The 24829-nt window shown below is 40.4% G+C and carries 23 protein-coding genes and 1 riboswitch; of the genes, 17 read left to right on the top strand and 6 right to left on the bottom strand.

The genetic code is table 11. The features are described from left to right. Window positions 1–235: 235 nt before the first annotated feature. The 3 genes from RU93_RS02805 to RU93_RS02795 all read left to right on the top strand — a co-directional run bounded on the left by RU93_RS02805 (window position 236) and on the right by RU93_RS02795 (window position 3142). Window positions 236–1123 carry a diacylglycerol/lipid kinase family protein gene (locus RU93_RS02805; protein WP_071874096.1) on the top strand — a complete coding sequence of 296 codons (888 nt, stop codon included), beginning with the start codon at window positions 236–238 and terminating at the stop codon, window positions 1121–1123. A 313-nt stretch (window positions 1124–1436) separates the two neighbouring features. Further along, entirely contained in the window at window positions 1437–2441 is a 1005-nt protein-coding gene (locus RU93_RS02800; protein ID WP_071874095.1) for a VOC family protein, read from the top strand. A gap of 107 nt (window positions 2442–2548) precedes the next feature. Then, complete coding sequence (locus tag RU93_RS02795; RefSeq protein WP_071874094.1) at window positions 2549–3142, top strand: alpha/beta hydrolase; 594 nt, start codon at window positions 2549–2551, stop codon at window positions 3140–3142. Between the two features lie 127 nt (window positions 3143–3269). Here the strand turns inward: RU93_RS02795 and gpmI are convergent, their stop codons facing one another. After that, complete coding sequence (gene gpmI, locus RU93_RS02790) at window positions 3270–4799, bottom strand: 2,3-bisphosphoglycerate-independent phosphoglycerate mutase (protein ID WP_071874093.1); 1530 nt, start codon at window positions 4797–4799, stop codon at window positions 3270–3272. 381 nt (window positions 4800–5180) lie between these two features. Here gpmI and RU93_RS02785 point away from each other — a divergent pair, with 381 nt between their 5' ends. From RU93_RS02785 to RU93_RS02760, 6 genes are all read left to right on the top strand, one after another. Continuing rightward, entirely contained in the window at window positions 5181–6167 is a 987-nt protein-coding gene (locus RU93_RS02785; protein WP_071874092.1) for a helix-turn-helix domain-containing protein, read from the top strand. A 360-nt stretch (window positions 6168–6527) separates the two neighbouring features. Continuing rightward, window positions 6528–6935 (top strand): MarR family winged helix-turn-helix transcriptional regulator, encoded by a 408-nt coding sequence (locus tag RU93_RS02780; RefSeq protein WP_071874091.1) that lies wholly within the window; start codon window positions 6528–6530, stop codon window positions 6933–6935. Between the two features lie 14 nt (window positions 6936–6949). Further along, window positions 6950–7579, top strand: coding sequence for a nitroreductase family protein (locus RU93_RS02775; RefSeq protein WP_071874090.1), 630 nt, complete (start codon window positions 6950–6952; stop codon window positions 7577–7579). Between the two features lie 17 nt (window positions 7580–7596). Further along, a complete protein-coding gene (locus RU93_RS02770) occupies window positions 7597–7884 on the top strand; it encodes a putative quinol monooxygenase (RefSeq protein WP_071874089.1) in 288 nt (95 codons plus the stop codon). 370 nt (window positions 7885–8254) lie between these two features. After that, on the top strand, window positions 8255–9628 hold the full coding sequence (locus RU93_RS02765) for an MATE family efflux transporter (RefSeq protein WP_071874088.1): 1374 nt from the start codon (window positions 8255–8257) through the stop codon (window positions 9626–9628). 127 nt (window positions 9629–9755) lie between these two features. Beyond that, entirely contained in the window at window positions 9756–10712 is a 957-nt protein-coding gene (locus RU93_RS02760; RefSeq protein WP_071874087.1) for a glutathione S-transferase family protein, read from the top strand. A 49-nt stretch (window positions 10713–10761) separates the two neighbouring features. Here the strand turns inward: RU93_RS02760 and RU93_RS02755 are convergent, their stop codons facing one another. After that, window positions 10762–11532, bottom strand: a complete 771-nt coding sequence (locus RU93_RS02755) for an AAC(3) family N-acetyltransferase (RefSeq protein WP_071874086.1) — start codon at window positions 11530–11532, stop codon at window positions 10762–10764. Window positions 11533–11734: 202 nt separating this feature from the next. Here RU93_RS02755 and RU93_RS02750 point away from each other — a divergent pair, with 202 nt between their 5' ends. Further along, on the top strand, window positions 11735–12916 hold the full coding sequence (locus RU93_RS02750; RefSeq protein ID WP_071874085.1) for an MFS transporter: 1182 nt from the start codon (window positions 11735–11737) through the stop codon (window positions 12914–12916). Window positions 12917–12991: 75 nt separating this feature from the next. Here the strand turns inward: RU93_RS02750 and RU93_RS02745 are convergent, their stop codons facing one another. After that, the gene (locus RU93_RS02745) at window positions 12992–13444 is read right to left on the bottom strand and encodes a hypothetical protein (protein WP_071874084.1); all 453 of its coding nucleotides are present in this window, start codon (window positions 13442–13444) and stop codon (window positions 12992–12994) included. A gap of 244 nt (window positions 13445–13688) precedes the next feature. Here RU93_RS02745 and RU93_RS02740 point away from each other — a divergent pair, with 244 nt between their 5' ends. Genes RU93_RS02740 through RU93_RS02725 form a run of 4 tightly spaced genes read left to right on the top strand, consistent with a single transcriptional unit; the run spans window position 13689 to window position 17869 of the window. Then, window positions 13689–14549, top strand: a complete 861-nt coding sequence (locus tag RU93_RS02740) for a DUF8171 family membrane protein (protein WP_071874083.1) — start codon at window positions 13689–13691, stop codon at window positions 14547–14549. Continuing rightward, on the top strand, window positions 14542–16242 hold the full coding sequence (locus tag RU93_RS02735; RefSeq protein WP_071874082.1) for an ABC transporter ATP-binding protein: 1701 nt from the start codon (window positions 14542–14544) through the stop codon (window positions 16240–16242). Before RU93_RS02740 ends, RU93_RS02735 begins: the two co-directional genes overlap by 8 nt. Then, window positions 16242–17063, top strand: coding sequence for an energy-coupling factor transporter transmembrane component T family protein (locus RU93_RS02730; RefSeq protein WP_071874081.1), 822 nt, complete (start codon window positions 16242–16244; stop codon window positions 17061–17063). The genes RU93_RS02735 and RU93_RS02730 overlap by 1 nt, the downstream gene beginning before the upstream one ends. Before the next feature lie 20 nt (window positions 17064–17083). Continuing rightward, window positions 17084–17869: a PHP domain-containing protein gene (locus tag RU93_RS02725; protein WP_071874080.1), complete on the top strand. Its 786-nt coding sequence runs from the start codon at window positions 17084–17086 to the stop codon at window positions 17867–17869. A 27-nt stretch (window positions 17870–17896) separates the two neighbouring features. Here the strand turns inward: RU93_RS02725 and RU93_RS02720 are convergent, their stop codons facing one another. Beyond that, window positions 17897–18733, bottom strand: coding sequence for a MurR/RpiR family transcriptional regulator (locus RU93_RS02720; RefSeq protein ID WP_071874079.1), 837 nt, complete (start codon window positions 18731–18733; stop codon window positions 17897–17899). A gap of 621 nt (window positions 18734–19354) precedes the next feature. Between RU93_RS02720 and RU93_RS02715 the strand changes: the two genes are divergently transcribed. Both RU93_RS02715 and RU93_RS02710 read left to right on the top strand, forming a co-directional pair. Then, window positions 19355–19897: a hypothetical protein gene (locus tag RU93_RS02715; RefSeq protein WP_071874078.1), complete on the top strand. Its 543-nt coding sequence runs from the start codon at window positions 19355–19357 to the stop codon at window positions 19895–19897. Between the two features lie 62 nt (window positions 19898–19959). Next, window positions 19960–20901, top strand: a complete 942-nt coding sequence (locus tag RU93_RS02710) for a Gfo/Idh/MocA family protein (protein ID WP_071874077.1) — start codon at window positions 19960–19962, stop codon at window positions 20899–20901. A 149-nt stretch (window positions 20902–21050) separates the two neighbouring features. Here RU93_RS02710 and RU93_RS02705 read toward each other — a convergent pair whose 3' ends face one another. Both RU93_RS02705 and yaaA read right to left on the bottom strand, forming a co-directional pair. Further along, window positions 21051–22046: a Gfo/Idh/MocA family protein gene (locus RU93_RS02705; protein WP_071874076.1), complete on the bottom strand. Its 996-nt coding sequence runs from the start codon at window positions 22044–22046 to the stop codon at window positions 21051–21053. Between the two features lie 112 nt (window positions 22047–22158). After that, window positions 22159–22917 (bottom strand): peroxide stress protein YaaA, encoded by a 759-nt coding sequence (gene yaaA / locus RU93_RS02700; RefSeq protein WP_071874075.1) that lies wholly within the window; start codon window positions 22915–22917, stop codon window positions 22159–22161. Window positions 22918–23202: 285 nt separating this feature from the next. Continuing rightward, window positions 23203–23304: riboswitch (purine riboswitch) on the top strand. A gap of 49 nt (window positions 23305–23353) precedes the next feature. Here yaaA and RU93_RS02695 point away from each other — a divergent pair. Continuing rightward, window positions 23354–24730, top strand: coding sequence for an NCS2 family permease (locus RU93_RS02695; RefSeq protein WP_071874074.1), 1377 nt, complete (start codon window positions 23354–23356; stop codon window positions 24728–24730). Window positions 24731–24829 lie beyond the last annotated feature (99 nt).

The following is a 24829-nucleotide window of genomic DNA, read 5'->3' as shown; positions in this document are numbered from 1 at the left end:
TCCATCCCAACAAATAAAAAGCAAATGTCTACCCAAACAGGGAGAGATTTGCTTTTTTTTTAGCATGTAAAAGTGGTGGACGAATAGCGGACTCCCTATCTAAAGAGACAACAACAGTTCTGTTAGAAGGCTAATTTTTGACGACTTCTCCCGCCATACGGTAAAATGAGTTATCACATGCTACACCGACAAGAAGGGTGTTCACCGTAAAAAAGTCATTACTGGAGGCGAAAAGATGAAAGACGTTGTGTTAATTGTCAATCCTAGTTCCGGTCAAGAAAAAGCAAAAACCTATGAAAAAAAAGCAGTTGCTAAGTTAGAAAGTCTCTTTGATAAAGTCACCGTGAAATATACTGAAAAAAGTGGGGATGCGACTCGTTTTGCGACAGAAGCTGCTCAAAATCAGTGCGATAGTGTCATCGTGATGGGAGGAGACGGCACAGTCAATGAAGGGATTAGTGGGTTAGCAGAACAAGACTATCGCCCAACATTCGGTTTTTTCCCTTTAGGTACGGTCAACGATTTAGCCCGGGCTTTATCGCTTTCCTTAGACCCAGAGGAAGCCATTGCCAATTTCTCGCTCGATCACACGACGACACTCGATATTGGGAAGATTAATGATGCTTATTTTATGAATGTGGTGGCGATTGGATCGATACCCACAGCACTCAATGATGTTGAAAGCGAAGAGAAAACCAAACTTGGGAAAATGGCGTATTTCGTATCAGGGCTTAAACAACTCGCGAATACTAAAACCTATAACTTTCAAGTAGTCTTAGATGGCGTCGACAAAAAGATGACAACGAGTACGATGATTATTGGCTTAACCAATTCGATTGGGGGCTTCGAACAATTGTTACCGGATGCTAAAGTGAATGATGGGCTCCTGCATTTAATTTATTTAAAAGACCAAAATGTGCTCGATACGGTCAAATCAATTCCAGATTTAATCAAAGGAGTCCGTGATACAACGGAAAATCTAGTGTACCATCCGTTTAAACAGGCAGTCATCACGCTTGAAGGCGAGGAAGAATTAGTGACCAACATCGATGGCGACGAAGGAGAAAGATTGCCGCTAGAAGTGACTGTCTTACCATCCCATCTCACGGTCTATGGCGGATAATGGTTTGGAGTTGGATGGATAAACTGGCGGCTGCACGTCATTACAGCGAATGACGCAATCAATAAGTGGAAATGAATAAAAAATTCTTTCTTTTCAGAAGAAATACAGAGCAATCGAAAAAATGCTAGCGACAATCTAACGAGTGTTTGCTAGCATTTTTTTCTATGGGCAAGAGAACGGACCCGTCATTAAAAAGCATTTTTGAAAATAATCCTATTGTTACTCCGTACATCACGATAAGTCAAATCAGTTGAATATATCTCGAATTCGTAATAATATACAGATAGAGAAACAAAACAGAGGAGGGAACGAGATGTTAAAAACAACAGGGATTCATCATATTTCATCCGTCGTCGGACATGCGCAACGCAATGTCGATTTTTACGCAAGTATTTTAGGCTTACGGCTCGTTAAAAAAACCGTAAACTTTGATGATAAAGATCGTTATCACTTGTACTTTGGGAACGCGAATGGCAGCACCGGTTTAACGACTACTTTTCCATTTTCAGATGGTGATGAAGGATTTGTGGGTGCGGGACAAGTGGGCGTTACCGCTTATGCGATTTCATCCAATGCGTTTGTTTTTTGGAAAGCACGTCTCGCAGCGTTTAACATTCCTTATTTTGAATATGAACGGTTTGGTAAAAAAAGAATTGGTTTCACGGATCCTGATGGGCTTGAACTCGAACTGATTGAAGGCGAATTTGATCAAAGCCACTCATGGTCCTTTGATCAAATCACAAAAGAGGCAGCATTAATTGGGATTCAACAGGCCGTTTTGTATTCGAAACAACCGGAAGAAACACTCCGCGTCCTAACAGATATTTTGGGATATGAACGGCGCGTAGAAGACGAAGAAATGATTCGTTTAACGGTTAATGACGACTTAGGAGGAGCGCTTGAACTTAATAAAAAACAGCGTACTCCTGGTAAAATGGGTGTTGGGACTGTACATCACCTTGCTTTTAAAATCCAAGAAGAAGACTTAGAGGCATGGCGTGAAAAAATTAAACAAGCAGGTTACAGGCCTACAGAAATCAAAAATCGTAAATACTTTCAGGCGATTTATTTCAGAGAAAAAGGCGGTATCTTAATTGAGTTGTCGACAGTCGGACCTGGGATTTTAATTGATGAAACGGTTGAGGAATTAGGCGAGACTTTACTGATTCCACCACATTATGCAGAGCAAACTGAAGAAATTTTGGCGCATTTAATGCCAGTAGAAGTACGAAAAATTTCGAAGATGGAACATTATGGCTATCGTGATCGCTACGAATACGAGTTGTTACAACGGCGAAATGAAATGAAAAGGCAATGAAATGGTTGAAAGAAATCGAGAAAGAGCGGCCGTTATCTCAAGAAGAAGCAAAAGAACTAGCCGATATTCGTACACAAATCAAAAATAGCAAATAAAGGAGATACACAATGAGACATATACATATTCCCGGAAAAAATAATCATGTACTGATCCTCTTACATGGAACGGGTGGTAGTGCTTCGAGTTTATTTGAAATCGGACAATACATCGATCCGGAAGCAACCATGATTGGGTTCCAAGGTGAAGTAGAAGAACAAGGAATGGCTCGCTATTTTGCGCGCTACCAAGATGGGACATTTGATTTACGTAGTTTAGCTAGTGCAACGTATGACTTTTATGATTCCTTACAAAAAGTAATCACACAATATCAATTAGCAGATAAGAAAATCACTGTCATCGGTTATTCGAATGGAGCGAATCTAGCCCTAAACGTTTTAAAAGAATTCGAAGCGGTCAGCTTTGACTATGCCTTCTTGTTCCATCCATCAACGGTTCGACCAGAAGTAGCTTTTAAGCCCCAAAAAGAGCTCCAAGTCCTGATCACAAGTGGTGCGAACGATCCGTATATTTCAGAAGAAGCGTTTGAAGCACTCTATCAGTCACTAGCAGATACCAACACTAAAGTCGACCATTACCACCATGCGTATGGTCATCAGTTGATTCGTGAAGAATTGGACCGCGCCAAAGCATTACTAAAATAAGCCTAATAACCCCAAGAACCACTTGAAAAAAGCAGTCAACTATTTGCTTTTTTCAAGTGGCTTTTTGCGAATCTTTTTAGTAAGGCCAAAAAAAATCAGGAGCGTCATCTGCTCCTGATTTTTTGTTTTATTTGTTTACTAATGATGTTCCAGTCATTTCTGCTGGTTTTTCAACATCTAATAAATCTAACATTGTTGGTGCTAAATCACATAATGCGCCACCTTCGCGGAGAGTCACATCGTGTTTTGTCACGATAACCGGTACCGGTACAGTCGTGTGCGCTGTATGCGGGTTACCGTTTTCGTCAAATAACGTTTCGGAATTTCCGTGATCGGCTGTAATGATTGCATAACCGCCACGTGCTAGAATCGCATCTACAACGCGTCCTAATCCTTCGTCGACTGCTTCAATCGCTTTGATTGTTGGTTCAACCATTCCTGAGTGACCAACCATATCAGGGTTTGCATAGTTTAAGATAATGGCTTCGTGGTTGCCCGCTTCAATATCTGCTACTAAGGCATCCGTTACTTCGTACGCACTCATTTCTGGTTTTAAATCGTATGTTGCCACTTTGGGTGAAGGGATTAAGATACGATCTTCCCCTGGGAATTCTGCGTTACGTCCACCATTCATAAAGAATGTTACGTGTGGATATTTTTCAGTTTCGGCAATGCGTAATTGTTTTAAACCAGCGTTTGATAAGACTTCTCCAAGAACGTTTGTCATCGGCATTGGTGCAAAAGCCACAGAAGCTTCAATTGTTGGTGAGAATAAAGTGAAAGTTACAAATTTAACGTCTTTTCTTGCGCCACGGTCAAAATGATCCCATGCCTCAAAAGTGAAGGCTTGCGTTAATTCAATTGCACGGTCAGGGCGGAAGTTTGCAAAGATGACAGCATCTTTATCATCAACCGTTGCGACAGGTTTGCCATCTTTGGCAACAATGGCAGGCTCAATGAATTCATCAAATACTTCTTTATTGTAAGAAGCTTCCATAATTGCTTCGGCAGAATCAAACATCGGTGCTTGACCATGAGAAATCGCGTTATAAGCTTGTTCCACACGGTCCCAACGATTGTCACGATCCATCGCGTAGAAACGACCAGAAATTGTCGCAATTTCACCAAAGTTTAATTCAGCTAAGACATTGTTTAATTGCTCAACGTAAGATTTACCAGAAGTTGGTGAAACATCGCGGCCGTCCATAAACATATGTAAGTAAACGTTCTTTAATCCTTTAAGTTTTGCGACACGGACGGTTTCAATAATATGGTTAATGTGGCTATGTACGCCACCGTCAGATAATAAACCGAAAACATGTAATTTTGAGTCATTTTCTTTTACAAAGTCAATCGCTTCGTTAATCGCAGGATTTTCTTCGAATTCTTTATCTAAGATCGCTTTGTCGATACGTGTTAAACTTTGATAAACGGTACGACCAGCACCGATATTTGTATGACCAACTTCTGAGTTCCCCATTTGTCCCTCAGGTAGTCCAACGTCTAGACCAGAAGCTTTTAATTGTGTATGTGGGTATTCATTGTAGTAGCGATCGAAGTTTGGTTTGTGTGCAAGAGCCACCGCATTTCCAACTGTCTCGTCTCGTAAACCAAAACCATCTAAAATAATTAGCGCAACAGGTGCCTGTTTTGTCATGAAAATATCCTCCTCAAGTTAAATGAAAATTTTACATTAAGTTGCTGAAACAACTTCTGTCATTCGTTCTTATAGTAGCACTTTTAGCCGTTTATTTCTAGCATCCTGAGAAAAAGAGTGCGAATTCTTAAGGAGATTTTAGTCTTGAGTGAAAAGATTCACTTCCTAATCAACAATGAAAATCAGTTAGCAAAAAAAGAGAATACGACTTTTTGCTTAAAAACGCTCTGCTAGCAAGGCTTGTAAGCCCACGTTACATCAAAGCACCTTGCAGTTGACAAGTTGTACACTACACTTTCTTGTATGAATTTATTGAAAAACGGTATACTAATAGGTGAAAAAGATATTCTAAAAAAGTTGGAGAAAAAGGAAGTGTTCACGATGTTAGCAGATAAAATTATCTCTTTAAGAAAGAAAGAAGGATGGACGCAAGAAGAGTTTGCCAATCAATTGAAAGTCTCTCGTCAATCCGTCTCAAAATGGGAAGGAAACCAATCCATTCCAGATGTCGACAAAATTGTGCAGATGAGTCAAATTTTTGGTGTGAGCATTGACTATTTGTTAAACGATGATATGAAAGAGCCAGAATATCTTGAAACGAATACCGATTTTGGTACGATTCGTCAAATTTCTTTGGAAGAAGCGCACGAGTATCTTCAAGCAGTAGAAGCTTCTGCCAAAGGTGTAGCGTTAGGTGTCGTCTTATGTATTCTCTCCCCAGCTATCCTCATTGTTTTACTGGGAGCGTCTGAACAAGCCAGTATCTTTTCGCTTTCGGAAAATGTAGCGCTTGGTATAGGGGTTACTGTCTTGCTCCTACTTGTCGCACTAGCGGTGGGCATTTTCATATATTCTGGACTGAAAATTCAAAAGTATGAGTACTTAGAAAATGAGGTATTCGATACGCAATATGGTGTCACACAGATGGTCAAAGCACAACAACAACAATATCAACCGACCTATACCAAAATGATTATTCTCGGTGTCGTTTTATGTATTTTATCAGCCGTACCGTTATTGTTACTCTCGTTATTTACCACGAATCAATCGGCAATTTTTTTGTCGGTGGCCGCTTTGTTAGTCATGGTTTCTTGTGGGGTTTATCTCTTGATTCGAACGGGTATGCGTTGGGGTAGTTACCTTAAGTTACTCCAAGAAGGCGAATACACACGGCAAATCAAAAGTCGTAAGCGATGGACCGATGCTCTTTATGGTAGTTATTGGATGTTAGTCGTGGCCCTATTTTTAGCTTATAGTTTTATTAGTAACGACTGGGGGAGAAGTTGGATTATTTTCCCCGTGGCGGGTGTTCTGTTTGGTATGATGACGTTAGTGGTCCAAATGATTGTCGAAAAAAATCAGCCGTAGTGCGAAACGCTGAAGCCTCGCGACAGGCGTAACCACTATTCGACTAAAAATATGACGACTCAAATCAATGAGATCTCACCAGTGATTCACAAGAATAGAAGCTTTTGAAGTTGAAACGCTTTTTTTCAATACGCGAATCGATCTTTTGAAAGACGCTGAGTTACCACGGGTGAGATTGTGGAAACGAGCGTCTTTTTTTTATCTGGAAGCAGATTCACCGCTTTTAGAGGAGATGGCAACCATTGGAACGAACCTATTTTCAATGAAGCAATCATTATTGTTTACAAAATAATCTTTTTATTATAAGATTGACTCGTCAATGATTGACTAGTCAATTACATATATAAAAGGAGGTATAGTTTGAATCTTAGAGAGTTTAGTAGTCTTCTTTATCAGATAAAGATTGCGAACCAAGAAATGACCTCTAAATTTGAGGAAGTGACGGGTTTTAGTTTGACCAGATATGAATTAATGATGATTCTTAAAGAAACAGGAAAATGTTCGCAAAAGCAAATACAGCATCAGTTACACATCGATAGCGCTGCGGTTACAAGACATTTGAAAATTCTAGAAGAAAAAGAATACGTGATTCGAGAAAGAAATAAAGAGAACAATCGCGAAATTTTTGTAGAAATGACCGAAAAAGCAAGAATGGATCTAGAGAGCTGTGAGAAAGAACAGGATCATTCTCAAAATCCCTTTTATGATCTACTTAGTTCCGTAGAAGAGAAACAATTACGACAATTACTAAATAAATTAATCAAATAAGAAGAGGTTTAATAATGACAATCAATAATAATTTTTCAGATATCACTTATAATAGAAAATCCATCAGAGTATACGATGAGAATATTAAAATTTCTCACGAAGAAATGCTTGAAATGATCCAGAAAGCAACAATCGCACCATCATCTGTAAACATGCAACCTTGGCGTTTCGTAGTGGTGGAGAGTCCTGAAGAAAAACAAAAATTAAAACCATTAATCCGTTTTAATACAAGACAAAATGATACCTCTTCCGCAATGATCCTAATATTTGGAGATATGGAATGTTATGAGTACGGAGAAGCCATTTATAATCAGGCAGTCACTGAAGGTAAGATGTCTCCAGAAGTGCGAGATCAACAATTAGCTGCCATCATTCCTTATTACAAAAATTTTACTAGAGCAGAAATGAATGATGTGGTAAAAATTGATTCAAGTTTAGCTGCGATGCAATTGATGCTTGTTGCGCGTTCTCATGGCTATGATACAAACCCGATTGGTGGATTTGAAGCAGATCAATTAGCTGAAGCATTTGGCTTAGAAAAAGAACGTTATGTGCCAGTCATGATTTTATCGATTGGGAAAGCGTTAGAAGAAGGATACAATTCAATCCGACTAGATGCTAAAGAATTGACTACTTTTAAATAAGAGAGGGAGCCTATCAAATGAAAGTGATTAATGCCTCGTTTTTTATCAAAGAAAATCAACGCGAGAATTTCCTATCGGACGCCGAAGAATTAATTTCAGAAACTAGAAAAGAAGAAGGTTGTTTGGCCTACACTCTTTACGAATCACTAGAAGAAAGAAATACTTTTATAATGGTAGAAAATTGGAAAGATCAATTGGCCATAGTGAGCCATAATCAAAGTCCATTGCTACAAAAATTTGTTCGTAAATTAGCTGATTATAGTACAAAAGCACCCGACTTAAAGATTTTCGACTTTAAAGCATAACTGACACCAATCGTTGCTACTGTTTTTTAAGATAGTCGTTGCAAATATCAGAACGATATTTAGGTGAAAGAGCACTTGTCAGGAAAATCGAATCTTCTGTAGGATGACTGTACCATAGACTGCGGTATCATTCCTTCAGATAAACGATACCTCTTTAAGATAGACCTAATAAAAAAGAGTGATAGATAGAAGACAAAAAACTGATTCCGGTACAGTACTGGAATCAGTTTTTTTGTTTTCATTGTTGGGCACATTCCACGATGGGTCGATTATGGACGTTGAAAGCGTTCTTTATTTTAGGAATACTGCTATAATAATCATAGGAGAAGTGTTCGAGAAAAAAATAAGAGAGAATGCGAGAAAAAGATGGATGCTATTTTTGAAAGTAAGACAAAAATTTTTTAATTCGTTAGAAGGCGAAGGGATTTCTGCAAATGAAACGTTAAGTATTTTGTTGCCGGTAATTATTGATCAATTTTTCTTAGTTAGCTTTAATTTTATGAATACCGCGATGATCAGTTCGTCCGGAGCTGCTGCGATTAGTGCGGTGAATATGGTCGGGAGTATCAATATCTTTTTAGTCCAAGTTTTTGTAGCCATTGGGTTAGGCGGAACGGTATTGATTTCTCGTACCCATGGTGGAGGAGACCATCGTCAACTCGGCCGTTTGAGTGGGAGTGTACTCCATTCAACCTTCTTAGTGGGTGTCCTCTTGATGATTCTTTTTTTAGTGCTTCATCAATTTGTGCTGAACTTATTATTCGGGCAAGCGGATGCGACAGTCATGGCCAATGCGAAATTGTATTTTATTGGGATTTTACTCAGTTATCCGGCGCATGCTATTATTGAAGGGATTAACGGAAGTCTAAGAGGGTTAGGGTTTACTCAAAACTCCTTAAAAAATTCGTTATTCATGAATGTGATGTATATTATAGGAAATCTCTTTTTTGTTATTTATCTTCAATTAGGGATTGTGGGACTCATTTATTCGTTATTGATTTCTCGCTTGTCGGCCGTCCTTTTTGCGAGTTATGCTTTTTATTTACATAGAAGTGATTTTCGTCTCAAACGGTCGAACGTTGTGACGCTTGATTTTAGTATGATTCGCTATATTTTAACGATTTCATTACCGTTTGCTGCAGAATCATTCTTTTTTAATGGTGGAAAAATTATCATGCAAATGATGATTGTGAGCCTCGGAACGGCCCATATTGCCGCCAATGCCATTGCGGGATCATGGATTCAATTAGCAGAGATTATTCCCAGTGCACTCGCTACTGCGCTCGTTCCTATTGTGGGACAATCGGTTGGCCGTAAAAATATCAATGATGTCAAAAAACTGACGAATTCCTTTATTCGTCTAGCCATTATCGCGATTATTACCGTTGATCTGTTACTTTTACCATTGTTTCCCTTCGCCATGAAATTATTCAACCCGCCAACGGAAATGATTCCGATTATTTTTCGAATGTATCTTGTTGCCTTTGTGATGCATGGAATCGCCTGGTGTTATAGTTTTGTGTTGCCGTCTGCATTGCGCGCAGTCGGAGATGGCAAATTTACGACAACTGTTTCGCTGATTAGTATGTGGCTTTTTCGAATTGGTGCTGGTTACCTGGTGGGAATTCAACTCGGTTACGGTTTAGTGGGAATTTTTGTCGTGATGACCATTGAATGGGGGATCCGTGGTTTTATCTTCTATAAACGCTTTAGCAGTAATAAATGGCTGGAGAACTTAGAATAACGATCAAACCGCTATGACTGGCGTTAGTTGTAGCGGTTTTTATGTGGTTGAACAGCGTGTTATTCGCAAAAATGGCGGCACTCCCGTATAATAAAAGAATCAAGAGACGTCGAAAGGAGTATCAATTATGGGATTATTGGTAGAAGGAACGTGGCACGATGAATGGTATGACACGAAAAGCACTGGAGGGCACTTTATTCGCAAAGATTCACAGTTTCGTAATTGGGTAACGGCTGATGGGAGCGCAGGACCAAGCGGTGAAGCCGGCTTTAAAGCAGAAGCGGGAAGGTATCATTTATATGTTTCCTTGGCTTGTCCTTGGGCCAGTCGTACGTTAATTATGCGGAAACTCAAAGGCTTAGAGGACATGATTTCGATCTCGGTGGTCAATCCATATATGGCGGAAAATGGTTGGACGTTTGCGCCGGATCAAGGCGTCATTCCCGATCCTATTTTCCAAGCAGACTATTTGTATCAAATTTATACACATGTGGATCCTCATTATAGTGGTCGCGTGACGGTGCCAATATTATTTGATAAGCAAACAGGGAAAATCGTCAACAACGAGTCTTCCGAAATCATGCGGATGCTCAATAGCGCGTTTGATGAGATTGGCGCAAAAGAAGGGGATTACTATCCAGCAGCGCTGCGGGCTGAAATCGACGCAATCAATGAAAAAGTATACCATCAAATCAATAATGGTGTGTATAAATCAGGTTTTGCTACGAAGCAAGAAGTGTATGAAGAAGAAGTACAACAATTGTTTGCAGCCTTAGATGAATTAGAAGAGCACTTGAGCACGCATCAGTATCTCGTCGGCGAGGTGTTAACGGAAGCGGATTGGCGCTTGTTTGTGACACTTGTGCGTTTTGACTCGGCCTATGTCGGACACTTTAAGTGTAATTTACGAGAGTTAAGAGAATATCCTCATTTATGGCGTTATACGCGTGAACTGTATCAGTATCCAGGAATCAAAGAGACCGTTGATTTTTATCACATTAAACATCACTATTATCGTAGTCATCCAACAATCAATCCGAACCAAATTGTGCCTTTTGGTCCCGTTTTAGATTGGTCACTTTAAAAAAATACCCGTTTCTAGTCCCATGAAAAAGGACTCGAAACGGGTATTTTTAACAGGAAGTGTTGGGTAACGCATCCACAAAATAATGACTATCTTCACGGTACTTAATCAGCGCTTTATCCCATGTGGCTTGGGCATTCATCACACAGGTCCGGCCATTTAAGACGTTGCCGATTTTGTAGTCTTTTTCTTCCTCTAACAGGTCGATGATGCGTTCGTATCGTTGCTCGTGAGCAGAAAAATCGTGGCGTAAGACATTCATGGTGATTTTTTCTTGATTGGCTAATGTGACGTCATAATCATAGTTTGTGGTAAATAAATAATCAGGTAATATCATTTCTTCAACACCGTGTAGACTGGTGTTACGTGCAAAAGGACAGCCTAGTAAGACAATTTTGCCGTTGCGACGATAGACTTCGCTTAATGGCGAATTGACGCCAACAGGGGTATGGTCGAACTGATGGTTTTGGGTGATCGCTTCGGCATCTTTCCCCCAAGCTGCTAAACTATGAGTGGGATGGACGCTACGATAGACATCGTTTGAAAGCCGCATCGTTTCAGGTAAAATCCCAATACAAACAGGGGTGTTTTCGACATCAAACACGCGGTTATCAATCGACACATTTTCATAACTAAAAGTTGGGATGACTAACGTACCTTTTTTGACTGTTTCTTTTAACGCCGCAATAACGGCTTCAGGGCCGCCTTCAATTTGATCAGCGCCACGTAAGCCGTTATAAGAAGAGTGAACAATGATGAGATCATCTTCTTTCACGCCGAGATTTCTTAAATCTTCAATCAGTTGTGTTGGATTTAGCATAATAGACTCCTTTATTCATTGAATTTACTCTCTCTATCTTAGCGATAATAACCCAAAGTTGCAATGGTGAAAGCGAAACCTTCTGCTATTTGACTTTCTTATTTTTCGTAAGTGAAAGGGTTGAAATGCTGTCGGTTTTTTTGTTTCTTTCGCGTATAATAAAAGATAGAAAGTCGTAGATGGAAAAGAAAGAAGGATGAGAATGGCGTTATTATTTTTAGGGATCATTTATGTGACATTTATTAGTTTAGGCTTACCGGATTCTTTGTTGGGAGTGGGTTGGCCGGAAATGTATGGAGAGCTAGGGGTCCCGCAAAGTTACGCTGGATTTTTATCAATGACTATTTCATTGGGGACGATTGTCGCGAGCTTTTTTAGTGGCAAGTGGATTCGGTATGCTGGAACGGGCAAGGTGACAGCCTTCAGTGTTTTGGGGACAGCGATTGCTTTATTTGGGTTTTATCTAGCACCAAGTTTTCTGTGGTTAATCGTCGCCGCACTTCCGTTAGGTCTTGGGGCGGGAGCAGTAGACGCAGGTCTAAATGACTATGTAGCCAGGCATTACCAAGCCCATCATATGAACTGGTTACATAGCTTTTGGGGAATTGGTGCATTGGCTAGTCCGTTAATTATGGGACAAATATTAGCCAATCATCAATCTTGGCGGATGGGCTATCGACTCGTTTCGGTGATCCAGTTTGTCGTATTTCTGTTATTAGTAGTCACTTTACCGATGTGGCGTCGCCGTGAAACACGCCAAGCAATGACCCAGACACCCGTCGAAATCCAGGAGACGAAGTTCATCAATATGATTCGCTTAAAAAAAGTTCGTTACGCGCTCTATGCTTTCTTTTTTTATATTGGTGTCGAGGCGACGATGGGACTTTGGGCGAGTAGTTATCTGATTCAAGCCAAAGGAATTAACCCCGCTAAAGCAGCGATGGCTGTTGCAGGTTTTTTTGGATTTATTACCTTAGGTCGTTTTCTCTCAGGTTTTATGTCGATGCTCTTAACCAATCGCCAGTTGATTGTCTTAGGGCAAGGATTGATTATGGTGGGGAGTGTCTTGTTATGGCAAGGAGCTCGCTACCCACTGCTTGTAGCAGGGGTTTGTTTCATCGGATTTGGTTGTGCCCCGATTTATCCAGCCATGCTGCATGAAACACCGACGCGCTTTGGTCAAACGTTAGCCCAACAAATCATGGGGATTCAGATGGCGATCGCCTACACCGGAGCGATTGCTTTGCCACCGTTGTTTGGATTTTTAGTTCCACAAGTGGGAATTGCTGTTTTACCACTATTTTTAATGAGTTATACGGTCATCATGATTGTGGCTTCAGAAGGTCTACATCGTTTATTAAAAAATAAAAACCATCGGATATGACGTTGACGCCTCTGTTATTCCGTGACATAACCCAAAAGGCCTCATCGAACATACTCGATGGGGCCTTTTGGGTTATTATTCTTCTTTAAAGCCTTTTTCCCAAATGCTGGATTTGAACACAAAGGAAAAAATTGCGAAGAAGGAAATCAAGCTAGTAGCCGTGACAAATGAGTCTTTGTTTAACGAACCGGCTAATAAAAAGGTTGGAAACAACGCCACGAATAGTTTTTCGATAAAGAGAATCCGTTTATGAATCAAGATTTCATCCCATTTGAAGAGGCGTCCTGTTACCCATAAAATAAACGAAGCGCTTAAAAATAACACAAAAAATAGCGCTGCCAAAAATAAGCCAAAGAAAAATAAATCGGTAAAATTAATTTGAAGCATTTCGAGTAACACTGCTTCATCGGATGCTTGGTAAAGAAATAGATTAATGACACGTTTTAAAATAAATAAAAACAAATAGACGAGTCCAAGAGAAAGTAGCATATGCTGCAATGATCGAAAAATACGATTGATTTTTGGCAAAGCAAACAACTCCTTTTTCTTCTATATATAGCATCGAAAAAAAGAAATTCGAGTATGAAACAGTCGATCAATCAGTCAAACTGGCAAATACGTCAAAAAGAGATCCAGTCTATTTCTTTTTCGAATGAAAAAAAAGTACCATAAACAATTCGTTGAAAATTTTTACAACAAATTTACATAAAAACGATGGGACCTTAACAATTCTCTCGTAAGATGAAGGTAACAAAAGGAGGAGAAGTGTTCAATGAAAAAGAAAGCTGTTTATCAATTAAATCAGTCTCAAAAAATGATGGTGTTTGTCTTATCGATGTCTTTATATGGCCTTGCAACATTATTTACCGAGTTAATCCCTTCGATTAATTTAGGGGTGATCGAATTTTCCGTCGAGTATTTTGCATTTATTCCCTTAACATTAGCCATTTTATTTGATCCGCTCTCAGCGGCACTCGGGGCGGCTACTGGTGAAGTGATTTTTAGTGAAATCATGTTGGGTCAGTTTGGTGGACTTGGTGAGGTCGAGAAATTCATTTTATTCTCCTTAGGCATTTACGTGGCAGGGATGCTCGTGCGTGATCCGTTAAATCGCCGTCAAGTCGCGATTGCTTCTATCACCGGAATTGCGATTCACCAACTACTCGCAGCCGTCGTTGATATCTTAAAAGTGTCCTTTGCCATTGAAGAATTTGAAGCAGTAGCGGGTCTACCACAGTCGGTCATTTTTGTTGAAATGCTATCAGCTGTTAACGATATTTTATTTTCAGGAATTTTGTTTTGTATGTTGCCGACCGTCTATCTCGTTCCTCGTTTGTATGGGAAGATCGAACCCTTACTCGGAATCAAAAAAAGAACGCCTGAACTACGCCCTGCACTATCGGACGTCTTGGGATTGAAAGGGATTGTCATTGGATTTGGGCTATTGTTCTTCGCGATTGGGGCCGAATTTTTATCGAATACAGGTTTTAGTTTAATTGAATTTGAAGCGAGTTGGGCAGAAAGTCCCGTAGCAATTCTCGTCGGGATCATTGTGGGCCTCTTATTCGTGGTGATTTTGATTAAAGGAATCATGAGTCGTCAAGGAACTCCTGGAGGCATGCCGAATGATTGAGTTGAAGAATGTTTCTTTTAGTTACGCTGACAGTGCTGTCGCAACGTTAGAAAATCTTTCCGTGACGATCCCCACTGGGAGTTTTGTAGCCATTGTAGGGGATAACGGTGCAGGGAAGTCAACGTTTTGCAAGTTATTAAATGGCATTATTCCAACGTTTATTGACGGGGAACTATCGGGAGAGATTCGCGTTCAAGGGGTGAAGGTGCGAGAAAAGAAACCGGCAGTTCTAGCCAAGACTGTCGGGTATGTGTATCAAGATTTCGAAAATCAATTATTGCGACCAAAAGTCTTAGACGATGCGTCTTTCAGCCTCTTAAACATGGGAGAAGAAGCGTATGAAGAATTGACGATGACGATTTTAGAAGCGCTGGATCTAGACCACTTAGCCGATGAGTATGTGTGGCAACTTTCAGGCGGACAAAAACACTTGCTCGCGCTTGCGGGTGTGCTAGTGCTGTCACCTGAGGTACTTGTCTTAGATGAACCGATCGCTCAATTAGATCCTTATCATGCGAAAAAAATCTATGAACAATTAGCAGTGTTACATCGTCAAGGAAAAACGATTATCGTCATTGAGCACAATACGGCTTTTATTGGTGAATATTGTGACCACGTCTTATTCATGAAAGAGCGAAATATTCGTTGGTTTCTACCTGTCAAAGAGGCCTTACAGCGGGTCGAGGAGCTGACTGCCGGTGGGATTTTCCCACCACAAGTCACGTTATTAGGCCACGAATTAGTGAAAAGAGGCCTTCAACCAGCAGGGACATTACCGATTACGATCCATGAAGCACTCCCCTATTTGCAACCACTCGAAGCGAGAATCTCACGCCGAGAAAAAGAGGTAGCACAAGCGGAAGTCCCCCCTCTAAGACAGCCCGTTTTAAATTTTCAAGAAGTGAATTTAGAATATAAAAAAATCAATGACCGTCCCCATCCTGTGATAACCCAACTGAACTTAACAATTCATCGCGGGGATCGTGTCGCGATTATCGGCAATAATGGCGCAGGAAAATCGAGTTTACTCAAAATGACTGTTGGATTATTAAAACCAAAAAGAGGCGAAATTCGTTTAAAAGAACAATTGATTCATCGCTTAAAGGCAGAAGAAATATCCAATGTGATTGGGTATGTCTACCAAAATCCAGAAGGCATGTTTATTGAAGATAGTATCGAAAAAGATATTGCTTTTTCAATGAGAGCTCGCGGAATAAAAGACTATCAGACAAGGACTGAAATGCTTTTAACCCAATTTGATTTACTGGCATTACGACATCGCGATGGGCGCTTATTAAGCGGCGGGCAAATGCGCAGGGCGTCTTTAGCAATCGGTGTGGCCTTGTCACCCCAAATTTTGTTGTTAGATGAACCGACGGCGAGTTTGGATATGGCGACGCGCAAACGCATTACCTCAACATTGCAAGCACTCTCTGAATCGATTGAGACAGTCATGATTGCCACACATGATATGCAATTGGTCGCAGAATGGGCAACCCGTATTATTGTGATGAACGAAGGGGTGATCTTAGCAGATGGTCCGCGAGAAGTGATTTTTCAGGATACGCATCTTTTAGAACGGGCAGGTATCGTGGTGCCAGAGATTGTTCAACTGAGTCAACAGCTAAGCGGTGTAATCAGCTACAGTGTAGAAGAGTTTGTCCATCAAGTCGAACAAGGAGGGCGTATTTAATGGAAGAAAGTGGCTTACTAGAAAAATTTTCAATCGAAACGATCAAGAATCAAATACTGAAAAATGCTTATGGCAATCATGACACGCTGATTGCCCGTTTAGATCCGCGCACGTTATTTATTTGGTACTTCTTTTTTGGGATCATTCCTTGGTTCATCTCGGACGTATTGGTATTAATGGGGTTATTTTTCTTTGTCGCAGTCATGACAAAACTTGCCAATACGGTTCCTTTGATCTTATTTGTTTTTTGTATCGGTATTTTTTCGCAAACGGGCTTTTTGCTGCTGTTTACCTTGCTCTTTGGGGGTGATTTATCCAGTATCATTCCATTATTAACCCTCACCTTAAAAATCTCGGTCGTTTCTTTAGCAGCGATTTGCGCCTTTGCCGGGATGGATCCCGATAAGTTAGCCAACGGACTGATGGCCATTGGCTTACCAGAAAATTTTGTGTTTAGTGTCTCTTTTGCTTATCGCATTTTACCGATTTTAATGGATGAGTACCAAACGATTTTATTATCCTACAAATTACGCGGGATTCGCCCGAGTTCTCAAGGAATAAAAGGCAAGTACTTGAACGTGGTCTACCAAGTAAAACTCATGATGAAGGCTTTTTATCCTTTAATGCTCAATATGGCTAAACGCAGTCGGACTACCGTCGAAGCGCTCGAAATAAAAGGGTATCAAGCATCATTAAAAAATAAAAAAGTTCGCCAAATGAAATTACGAAAACTTACTTTTGGCCGACGCGACGTGTGGTTTTTATTTGGATCAATCAGCTATTTCATGAGTGTGATTGGCATCCATTTATTTTTATTCTAATATGAAGGGAGAAATGTCAGATGTTCATCGATACACATACACACGGTAAGCTTGCTAAAAACTTGCCTTTTTCCGAACAATTTACGATTCGGCTATTTCAAGAAGCGAAAAAAAGAGGAGTTGAAGCACTCTGTTTAACGGAGCATTTTAATACACGTGATTTTGATAAGATTTATGCCTACATTCAAGATCACTATCCGCGCGAAGGGGATACCTTTTTAGTGGAAGGGGTTCGTGTCTTCCCAGGCATTGAGGTCGATATGGCGGAGGGCGGGCACAATTTAGTCATTGGATCGTACGAAACGATTATCGCACTCCGAGAAGAAATTTTACGTCAAGAGTCCTCAACGGAATTTTTACCGGCAGCACGCTTGTTTCCACTAATCAAACAATACGACGTGATTTTTGGAGCGGCGCATGTCTTTCGTAAAGGGTGTCATAATTTAGAACTGCCTGAAGAATTGATTGCCTATTATGATTTCTTTGATTTAAATGGGAAGGATATGGGAGTGTTAGGTCCGAATAATTATCAAAAAGTGATGGAAGTCGCGGCCTATTATGACAAACCTGTGTTAGCCGGAAGTGACACCCATCAATATTTACAATACGGCTCGGTTACGAATCATTTTGCGCGTCATTTTCAAACGATTGCGGCATTCCGCGAAGAAATGCATCAAGGCGACTATGAAGTCATCGTTAATCCGGCAGTAGCCGAAAAAGTCGAAGGCGCAAATTTAGTTAAGAAAGTGCTAAAACAACTCCAACGTCAAGGTGGCAGTTATGATTTTCCGTTAGCCATCGAATAAAAAAAGAAATTCCGGACAGCTTGTTAGCTAGCGCGGAATTTCTTTTTTATATTGTTCTTTTAATGTATGTAATTGCTGCAGTTTTTCTTGATACGCTTCTGGCGCCAATTGGCTGACTTCGACAATGAAAGCATCGATTAGCGCAATGGCTGTCGTGAGTGAATGGTACGTATCCGGTAGGCCGCGTGACACATAAAAATGATGAAGCGTCGGCTCATGGCTCTCGTAGTATAACTGGTCGCTAAACAAGAGTGTCGTAATGTGATGTTCTTTCGCGTACGATAAGATAACGAGTGTTTCTTTTGGTATTTTACCAAATCCAAATAAAATAAGCACATCTTGGCTCGTAATGTGCGCGAGTGTTTCGAAGATTTCAGAACCACTACTACAGAGATGTTGAATCGCAATACCGAAGCGATTGAGACGAAAATAAAGTAAGTCGCCCAATGCTTTGGTGGCCCCTTTACTAAAAACATAGACTTGTTTCTTTTGTGTAATTGCCCGGGCCGCCTGCTGGAACGATTCTCCTTGTAAATGAGCCGCTGTTTCGTTTAAATGTTGAATTTCTCTTTGGATCAAGGCATTTGCACTCTCAAAAGGAGCGGCTTCTTGCCGTAGCTTTTCTAACTTCTCAGAAGGCGAGATGCGTTGTTGCGTGAGCCAGGCTTGTTTTAATTCTTTATAATTTGCAAATCCTGTTTTTTTAGCGAATCGAGTCAATGTCGCATTGCTAATGCCGATGGTCTCTGTGACCTCGCTAATCGATAAAAAGGGTGCAAGTTGCGGATGATTGGTAAAAAAAGCGATAATTTTATGGTCGCTAGCCGTTAATTGTGGATTACTGGTATCGAATAATTCAGCCATGGATGAGCTCCTTTTTTTAAAACAGTCTTAAGACGATTATAACAAGGAATGAAGAAACGGAGCAAGTTCGAGCGGTTTTTTTAAGAAATTATCAGACGTCTGTATCCAATAACTAAAAATAGCTGCTCATCATTGTCGCTACGATCGTCCGTAGTATTGATCAAAGGTGGTAATTCTCACTTAATTACGCAGAGACCGTACGAGAATATTTTCATAGAAACCGTTCTTTTAGACTCGCGATTCTAGTATAATGGAAAAAAGAGAATCGAGGGGTGTTTATGCAACCGCTGAGTCCACAATTGCTGAATAAAACGAAGGTCTACAAGAAAAATTTGTTTTTTTCCATTATGAGCTTCTTACTGATTTATTTTCAACGTCACTTTTTATTTTGACTCTTCCAAACCCAAGTCTCATTTTCTGTGTTACATATTTCCTACTTACTAATAAGTGAAACACCGTTAACGGATGTGCAGTCAATGGTTACACGAGGTGGTATTCTCGTCGGTATTGTACTGGTACTAGAAGTCTTGCTATTTATTTGGTTTTTCCCTTTATTTCTTCACGGCTTTTTGGTTATGGTTTAGAAGAAAAATCTTCTTTAAACGCGATTTATTACTTGTTTTGGGTTATCTCGTGCTAATTGGCGGAACGATTTATGCGAGCGCGGTGGTGATTACAGAAACGATTGATTTAGGCCTAACGATAGGTGAAATCCTCAATCAACTCTCGCCTCAACAATTAACCCATTTAACCAACGAATGGCGTGAGTTATTGTTCCAACTCGATTTATCCTTGGAACAATTACCGGCGGCTTTAGCTTATGTATCGGAACAATCGAATATCATTATTTCCAGTGTCCAAGAAATTGCGGGCATTCCCTCGCTGCTTCACGATTGGTTTGTTTTTTTAATTAACATGAAAAGTACGTATTTACTCCTTTTAATTGTGAGTTTTATGATTTTAAGTTTAGGACATCTATTTTGGATTGGCAGTACGAATTTTTCATTGCAAGGTTTGCGCTGGTTCCCACGTAAAAAAGACATCGCGGAACCGATTCATCCAGTCGAGCAGCCACTAGACCCAGTCGTAAACGCCCAAGTAGAAAAAGAAATGGCGAATACGCCACAGCCTAAAAAAAAGAAAAAGAAAAATAAGAAGAAATAATACGTTTCTTGACGGACGATGGATCACATTGGAAAACGAAGCTGTATAGGGAGGAAAGAGAAATGAATATCGGTGTCATTGGATACGGCAATATTGCCAAACGATTTGCTCAAAGCATCAAGCATACGAAGAACGGGAAAGTGAGTGCCATTGGATCAAAATCACTCGCGCGAGATACGGCTTTTCAAACGCGTCATCCGGAGATTCAGGTTTATGAAACATATGACGCCTTACTTGCCGATCCAACGATTGAAGGCATTTATATTGCGCTACCGCATGCCTTTCATAAAGAATGGGCACTCAAGGCACTCTCTCTAAATATCCCCGTGCTTTGTGAGAAGCCCGCGGTATTAACAGTCGCTGATATGGAAGAAATCATCGACGCTGCAACTGCACATGAAACGCTATTTGTAGAAGCCTTTAAAACAAAATACAATACCGGCTTTCAACAGTTAAAACAAGCAATGAATACACTAGGTCAAATTAACCGTATCGAAGCAAGCTTTTGTTCAGACGTGATGCCGGCACGTAACAATCATTCCTACTTATTCCAAAAAGGACAAGGCGGAGCGCTCAATGACGTCGGCTCTTACCCTATCGGTTTTGTCTTGGCGCTTATTGATGCTCCACTTGTCAAGCTTGATAGTCAGCGCACGCTCGTAGACGACATCGATACGTATTTTTCGGCGACGCTTACGTTTGATAATGGCAGCGAAGCGTTTGTTGAAGGAGGCATTGACCGTGAGAAAGACCGCGTCGCCCGTATTATTGGTGAACACGGCGAAATCACGATTCCTTTCTTCTATCGCTTAGAAAAATATACGATTCATTTGAATGGAAAAGAAGCGCAACAATATGAATATCCCCTGGTGGGCGATGATATGACGCTTGAAATCCAACAGTTTATTGATTTGGTCCAAGCCCATCAAACGCAATGTCCGGTTCATAATCTGACAGATACAAAGCAGATGATTGCCGTGATGGAAGCCATTCGAATAGGATAAGAACCAAGAAAGAGCGGTGACTGCAGTCATCGCTCTTTTATTTATATGGATATTTGATTACGAAATGGGCGAACCTTACGATATGCGAGTAATGGAACGAGTCCATGATTCAAATGTATCACCAATTTCGCAAAGCAAAATATTTGTTATCACGCCTTATTTATTGAAGCCTCATTTGCACTACGATAAGCTTGTTCAATCAACCAAGTTAATTCGACTGCGGCATCGATATCATATTCTTTGACTGATGGGAGTGTTGGATCATCGACTAATGCCGAAAACACTTCAATTGGATAAGGTTGTTGTGCGAGTGTTTTGCCGTCAATCACCGTTTTTTCGTGATAAGCCTCCACGAGATCAGACTGAATCCAAATGCTTTCGCCAGTTGGAGAATCAGGATTCCCAAAGACCTGTATCGAACCATGTTGGCCAATGACTTCCAAAAAATTCTCTCCAACAGTCGTCATAAACGAAGTATAGGCTGTTCCGATGGCGTTATTTTCGAATGATACGACCGTTGTTGAATTATTTTCCATTCCTTTTTCGCCAAACTGAGTCATGACCGCGTTCACCTTGGTTGGTTTGCCACACAAGTAGGGTAACATCGCGAGTCCGTGGCAACCCAGATCGAGCGTAACGCCGCCCATTTGTGTTTCATCGTACCAATCAGCTGGCAGCCAATCATGTAAAACACCGCCATGCGCACGACGAAAGTAAACCGAAACAACATCGCCAATCGTTCCCGCTTCGATTTGGTCTTTGACGAAACGATAACTCCCTGAAATGAACGACTCTAAAGAGAGGACAAAGCGGCATGAACTCGCCTCTAAGGCTGCTTTTATTTCTAAGGCTTCCGTCATGGTTGGTGCGAGCGGTTTGTCGACAAAGAGATGTTTTCCGTGCGCAATCGCTGCTAAGATTAGCTCTGTATGCATCGTTGTCGGTGCTTCGATGACAACGGCTTCGACAGCTGGATCGGCTAACACTTTTTCGAGATTTTCTTCATAACGTGCGTTGTATTTCTTGGCGGCTTGTTCTCCGCGCGCTCTGTTGAAATCCCAAACATACAGACAATCATCAGTTGGAATTTTACTTAAGAATCCTTCTGTGTGGACGTGCCAGTCCGTTAATAAGGCATATTTCATTCATAACAACCTTTCTTTTTGGGAAATTGAAACCACTTACAGTATACGATTTCCTAAAGAAAAACACCATTGCGAAAAAAATCATCACAAGTGTGTTCCTCCAAATGGCGTGTTATTCGTTCTTTGTTTCCTGATAAACAAATACAAGCTTTTGGTCCGTCGAAAATGATTCTGAAAAACGATAATCGGGATGATCAAAGGCTTGAATTTCTTCAATTGAAACGACTTGATGTTCAGCCATAAAACGAATCATCTCTCCCCGAGCCATTTTGGCTAAGGTTGCTTTGACTTTGGGTTTGCCGTTGACGAGACTTACAAAGGAAATATCTAACAATCGATCGTCTTTTTGTAAGTAAGGCGTGAGGACTTTTGTATATTCGTTTGAGGCGAGATTAATGATGGGACCATTTGCAAAATCGAGTGCTTCATAAAGACGACTTCCCCAAAAAGTATAAAGGTTTTGGGCCGCTCCAATGCGAAGAGGGGCTTGCATTTCTAAACGATAAGGCACAATACCATCAAAAGGACGTAAGAGCCCATAAAAACCAGAAAGAATCCGTAAACGTTCTTGAATATAGTCAAATGCCGGTGCCGTGAATAAATGTGGCGCCATGTATTGATACTGCAAGCCTTGATAACTAAGAATCGCGGGTGTCGTTTGCTTGGTCAAATCCATTTGTAGGAGACGTTCATAATTTTTTTGTCCGAGTGCTTCGCTACATTTCCAAAGTGCGGTCGCTTCCTCTAGCGAAAGCTTTTTTAATTCTTCAAGAAGACGAGTTGTTTCTGCCAAAAATACAGGCTGACTTTCCTGGAAGTCGTGATCACGAGTCGTGGTCATCGTTTTGGTCGGTGAAATAATGATTTGCATAAGTAAATCCTTTCGTAAATAAACTTCTTATTAGTTTACCATGAAAAAAAGAAGCCTTCAAAGGAGAGAGGGTGATTGTGGTGAGATTAAAACTATGAAATTTTTATGAAAATCAGAATGAAAAAATGATTTAGGCGCAAAAATCGCCGTTTTACCATTTTTAAAAGCTAAAACGAAGGATAATCTTCGGGAATTCCTGTTTTATAAAGCCAATCAAGAACTTTTAATCATATTATCATTATTTTCGTTCGTGTTTTATATTGATTATTTTCAGAAATCCTGTTATGATATCCAAGGAAGAAAAACCATATAGTTCTGGTAATACGGTCCAGAAGTTTCTACAAGTTACCCAATAAGTAACTTACTATGGCAAGAGTCCTTTGTGTCCTTCTTGTCATTTGAGTGGATTTTTTTCACAAAAGGAGGAAAAACAAAGATGAAAGAAAAAATTGATCATTATTTTGGAATTACAAAATCTGGTTCTACGTATAAACGCGAATTCACCGGTGGCGTGACGGCTTACCTTGCGATGTCTTACGTTATTTTCGTCAACCCGATTATTTTAGGGCAGGCTGGGATGCCACAAGATGCCGTCTTTATGGCAACGATTTTATCTTCAGCCATTGCGATGTTGATTATGGGGTTATGGGCAAGATTTCCATTAGGGTTAGCACCATGTATGTCCATGAATGCCTTCTTTGCGTATTCAGTTGTTCTCCAAATGGGAAAAACATGGCAAGAAGCATTGGCAGCGGTATTAGTCGCTTCGGTATTATTTTTAATTTTAGCTTTTTCTGGTGCTCGCTCAAAAATTATTCAAGCGATTCCGATGACAGTCAAACAAGCTGGGACAGTGGGTCTCGGTATTTTTATTGCCTTTGTGAGTTTTAAAAATTCAGGAATTATCGTTCCCGATGACGGTTTATTTATTGCTTTTGGTGGGTTTAACAATCCGAATGTCATCATCGCCTTCTTCGGCTTACTAACCGCAGCGTTCTTCTTAGTTCGTAAAAATCAATACGCGGTTTTCCTAGGAATGATTGGTGCGGCATTGTGTGGCTTGTTTATTCGTTTCGGTGTTTCGTTGAACTGGTTTACATTAAGCGAAAGCGTTGTAGCAACGTTGCCTCAATTACCAAAAGGATCGCCAATCGTACTACCCATTGAACCAATGCAATCGATGCTAGACAATACGTTCTTAGTTGCTTTGACAAACTTACCGAAAATGTTGTCATTTGATTCAGTAGTCATTATTTTAACGTTTTTATTTTTAGATTTTTTTGGAACAGCAACAACACTAGCAGCTGCAGCGACTCAAGTTTCTGAAATGAAGAGTGAACACTTCGAAGACAACACACGGATTTATAGTGCGGATGCGCTTGGAACATTCTTCGGATCACTTTTTGGCACTTCTAGCTTATCAACTTATATTGAATCAGTTTCAGGAATTATTGCCGGTGCTAGAACTGGTTTAATGAGTGTTATCGTCGCAGTATTGTTCTTATTATCGGCTTTCTTTTACCCAATGTTATCACTTGTAACGTCTGCGGTAACGACACCTGCGATGGTCGTAATCGGAATTTTCATGATGCAAAATATTACAAAAATCGATTGGGATGGCGGCTACGAAGCAATTATCCCAGCCTTCTTAACAATCGTGATGATGCCGTTAACGGGATCGATTGCGTTAGGACTTGTTTTAGGTTTCTTATCTTATGAAATTTGTATGATTTTTGCAAAACGGACGAAAGAAATCCCGACCATTATGCACGTTATCGCGCTGATTTCAGTAGCATACTTATTTACGATATAACCCAACAGTCTATTCGCTCGAAGTGAGTGAGATTTCCAAAAGAGTAGACGAGGATCATCCGTTGATGAATCAGGTTCTCATATAACAAAAGAGGAGTTG

The organism is Enterococcus aquimarinus, assembly GCF_001885765.1.
Taxonomy (GTDB): Bacteria; Bacillota; Bacilli; order Lactobacillales; family Enterococcaceae; genus Enterococcus_I; species Enterococcus_I aquimarinus.
Note: the sequence above shows the minus strand (reverse complement) of the source record. Positions and strands in the feature narration are given on the sequence as shown.

Excerpts from the sequence above, each read along its gene's own strand:
- RU93_RS02805 (WP_071874096.1), top strand. The coding sequence starts at position 236 with ATGAAAGACGTTGTGTTAATTGTCAATCCTAGTTCCGGTCAAGAAAAA.
- RU93_RS02800 (WP_071874095.1), top strand. The coding sequence starts at position 1,437 with ATGTTAAAAACAACAGGGATTCATCATATTTCATCCGTCGTCGGACAT.
- RU93_RS02795 (WP_071874094.1), top strand. The coding sequence starts at position 2,549 with ATGAGACATATACATATTCCCGGAAAAAATAATCATGTACTGATCCTC.
- gpmI (WP_071874093.1), bottom strand. The coding sequence starts at position 4,799 with ATGACAAAACAGGCACCTGTTGCGCTAATTATTTTAGATGGTTTTGGT.
- RU93_RS02785 (WP_071874092.1), top strand. The coding sequence starts at position 5,181 with ATGTTAGCAGATAAAATTATCTCTTTAAGAAAGAAAGAAGGATGGACG.
- RU93_RS02775 (WP_071874090.1), top strand. The coding sequence starts at position 6,950 with ATGACAATCAATAATAATTTTTCAGATATCACTTATAATAGAAAATCC.
- RU93_RS02770 (WP_071874089.1), top strand. The coding sequence starts at position 7,597 with ATGAAAGTGATTAATGCCTCGTTTTTTATCAAAGAAAATCAACGCGAG.
- RU93_RS02765 (WP_071874088.1), top strand. The coding sequence starts at position 8,255 with ATGCTATTTTTGAAAGTAAGACAAAAATTTTTTAATTCGTTAGAAGGC.
- RU93_RS02760 (WP_071874087.1), top strand. The coding sequence starts at position 9,756 with ATGGGATTATTGGTAGAAGGAACGTGGCACGATGAATGGTATGACACG.
- RU93_RS02755 (WP_071874086.1), bottom strand. The coding sequence starts at position 11,532 with ATGCTAAATCCAACACAACTGATTGAAGATTTAAGAAATCTCGGCGTG.
- RU93_RS02750 (WP_071874085.1), top strand. The coding sequence starts at position 11,735 with ATGGCGTTATTATTTTTAGGGATCATTTATGTGACATTTATTAGTTTA.
- RU93_RS02740 (WP_071874083.1), top strand. The coding sequence starts at position 13,689 with ATGAAAAAGAAAGCTGTTTATCAATTAAATCAGTCTCAAAAAATGATG.
- RU93_RS02735 (WP_071874082.1), top strand. The coding sequence starts at position 14,542 with ATGATTGAGTTGAAGAATGTTTCTTTTAGTTACGCTGACAGTGCTGTC.
- RU93_RS02730 (WP_071874081.1), top strand. The coding sequence starts at position 16,242 with ATGGAAGAAAGTGGCTTACTAGAAAAATTTTCAATCGAAACGATCAAG.
- RU93_RS02725 (WP_071874080.1), top strand. The coding sequence starts at position 17,084 with ATGTTCATCGATACACATACACACGGTAAGCTTGCTAAAAACTTGCCT.
- RU93_RS02720 (WP_071874079.1), bottom strand. The coding sequence starts at position 18,733 with ATGGCTGAATTATTCGATACCAGTAATCCACAATTAACGGCTAGCGAC.
- RU93_RS02710 (WP_071874077.1), top strand. The coding sequence starts at position 19,960 with ATGAATATCGGTGTCATTGGATACGGCAATATTGCCAAACGATTTGCT.
- RU93_RS02705 (WP_071874076.1), bottom strand. The coding sequence starts at position 22,046 with ATGAAATATGCCTTATTAACGGACTGGCACGTCCACACAGAAGGATTC.
- yaaA (WP_071874075.1), bottom strand. The coding sequence starts at position 22,917 with ATGCAAATCATTATTTCACCGACCAAAACGATGACCACGACTCGTGAT.
- RU93_RS02695 (WP_071874074.1), top strand. The coding sequence starts at position 23,354 with ATGAAAGAAAAAATTGATCATTATTTTGGAATTACAAAATCTGGTTCT.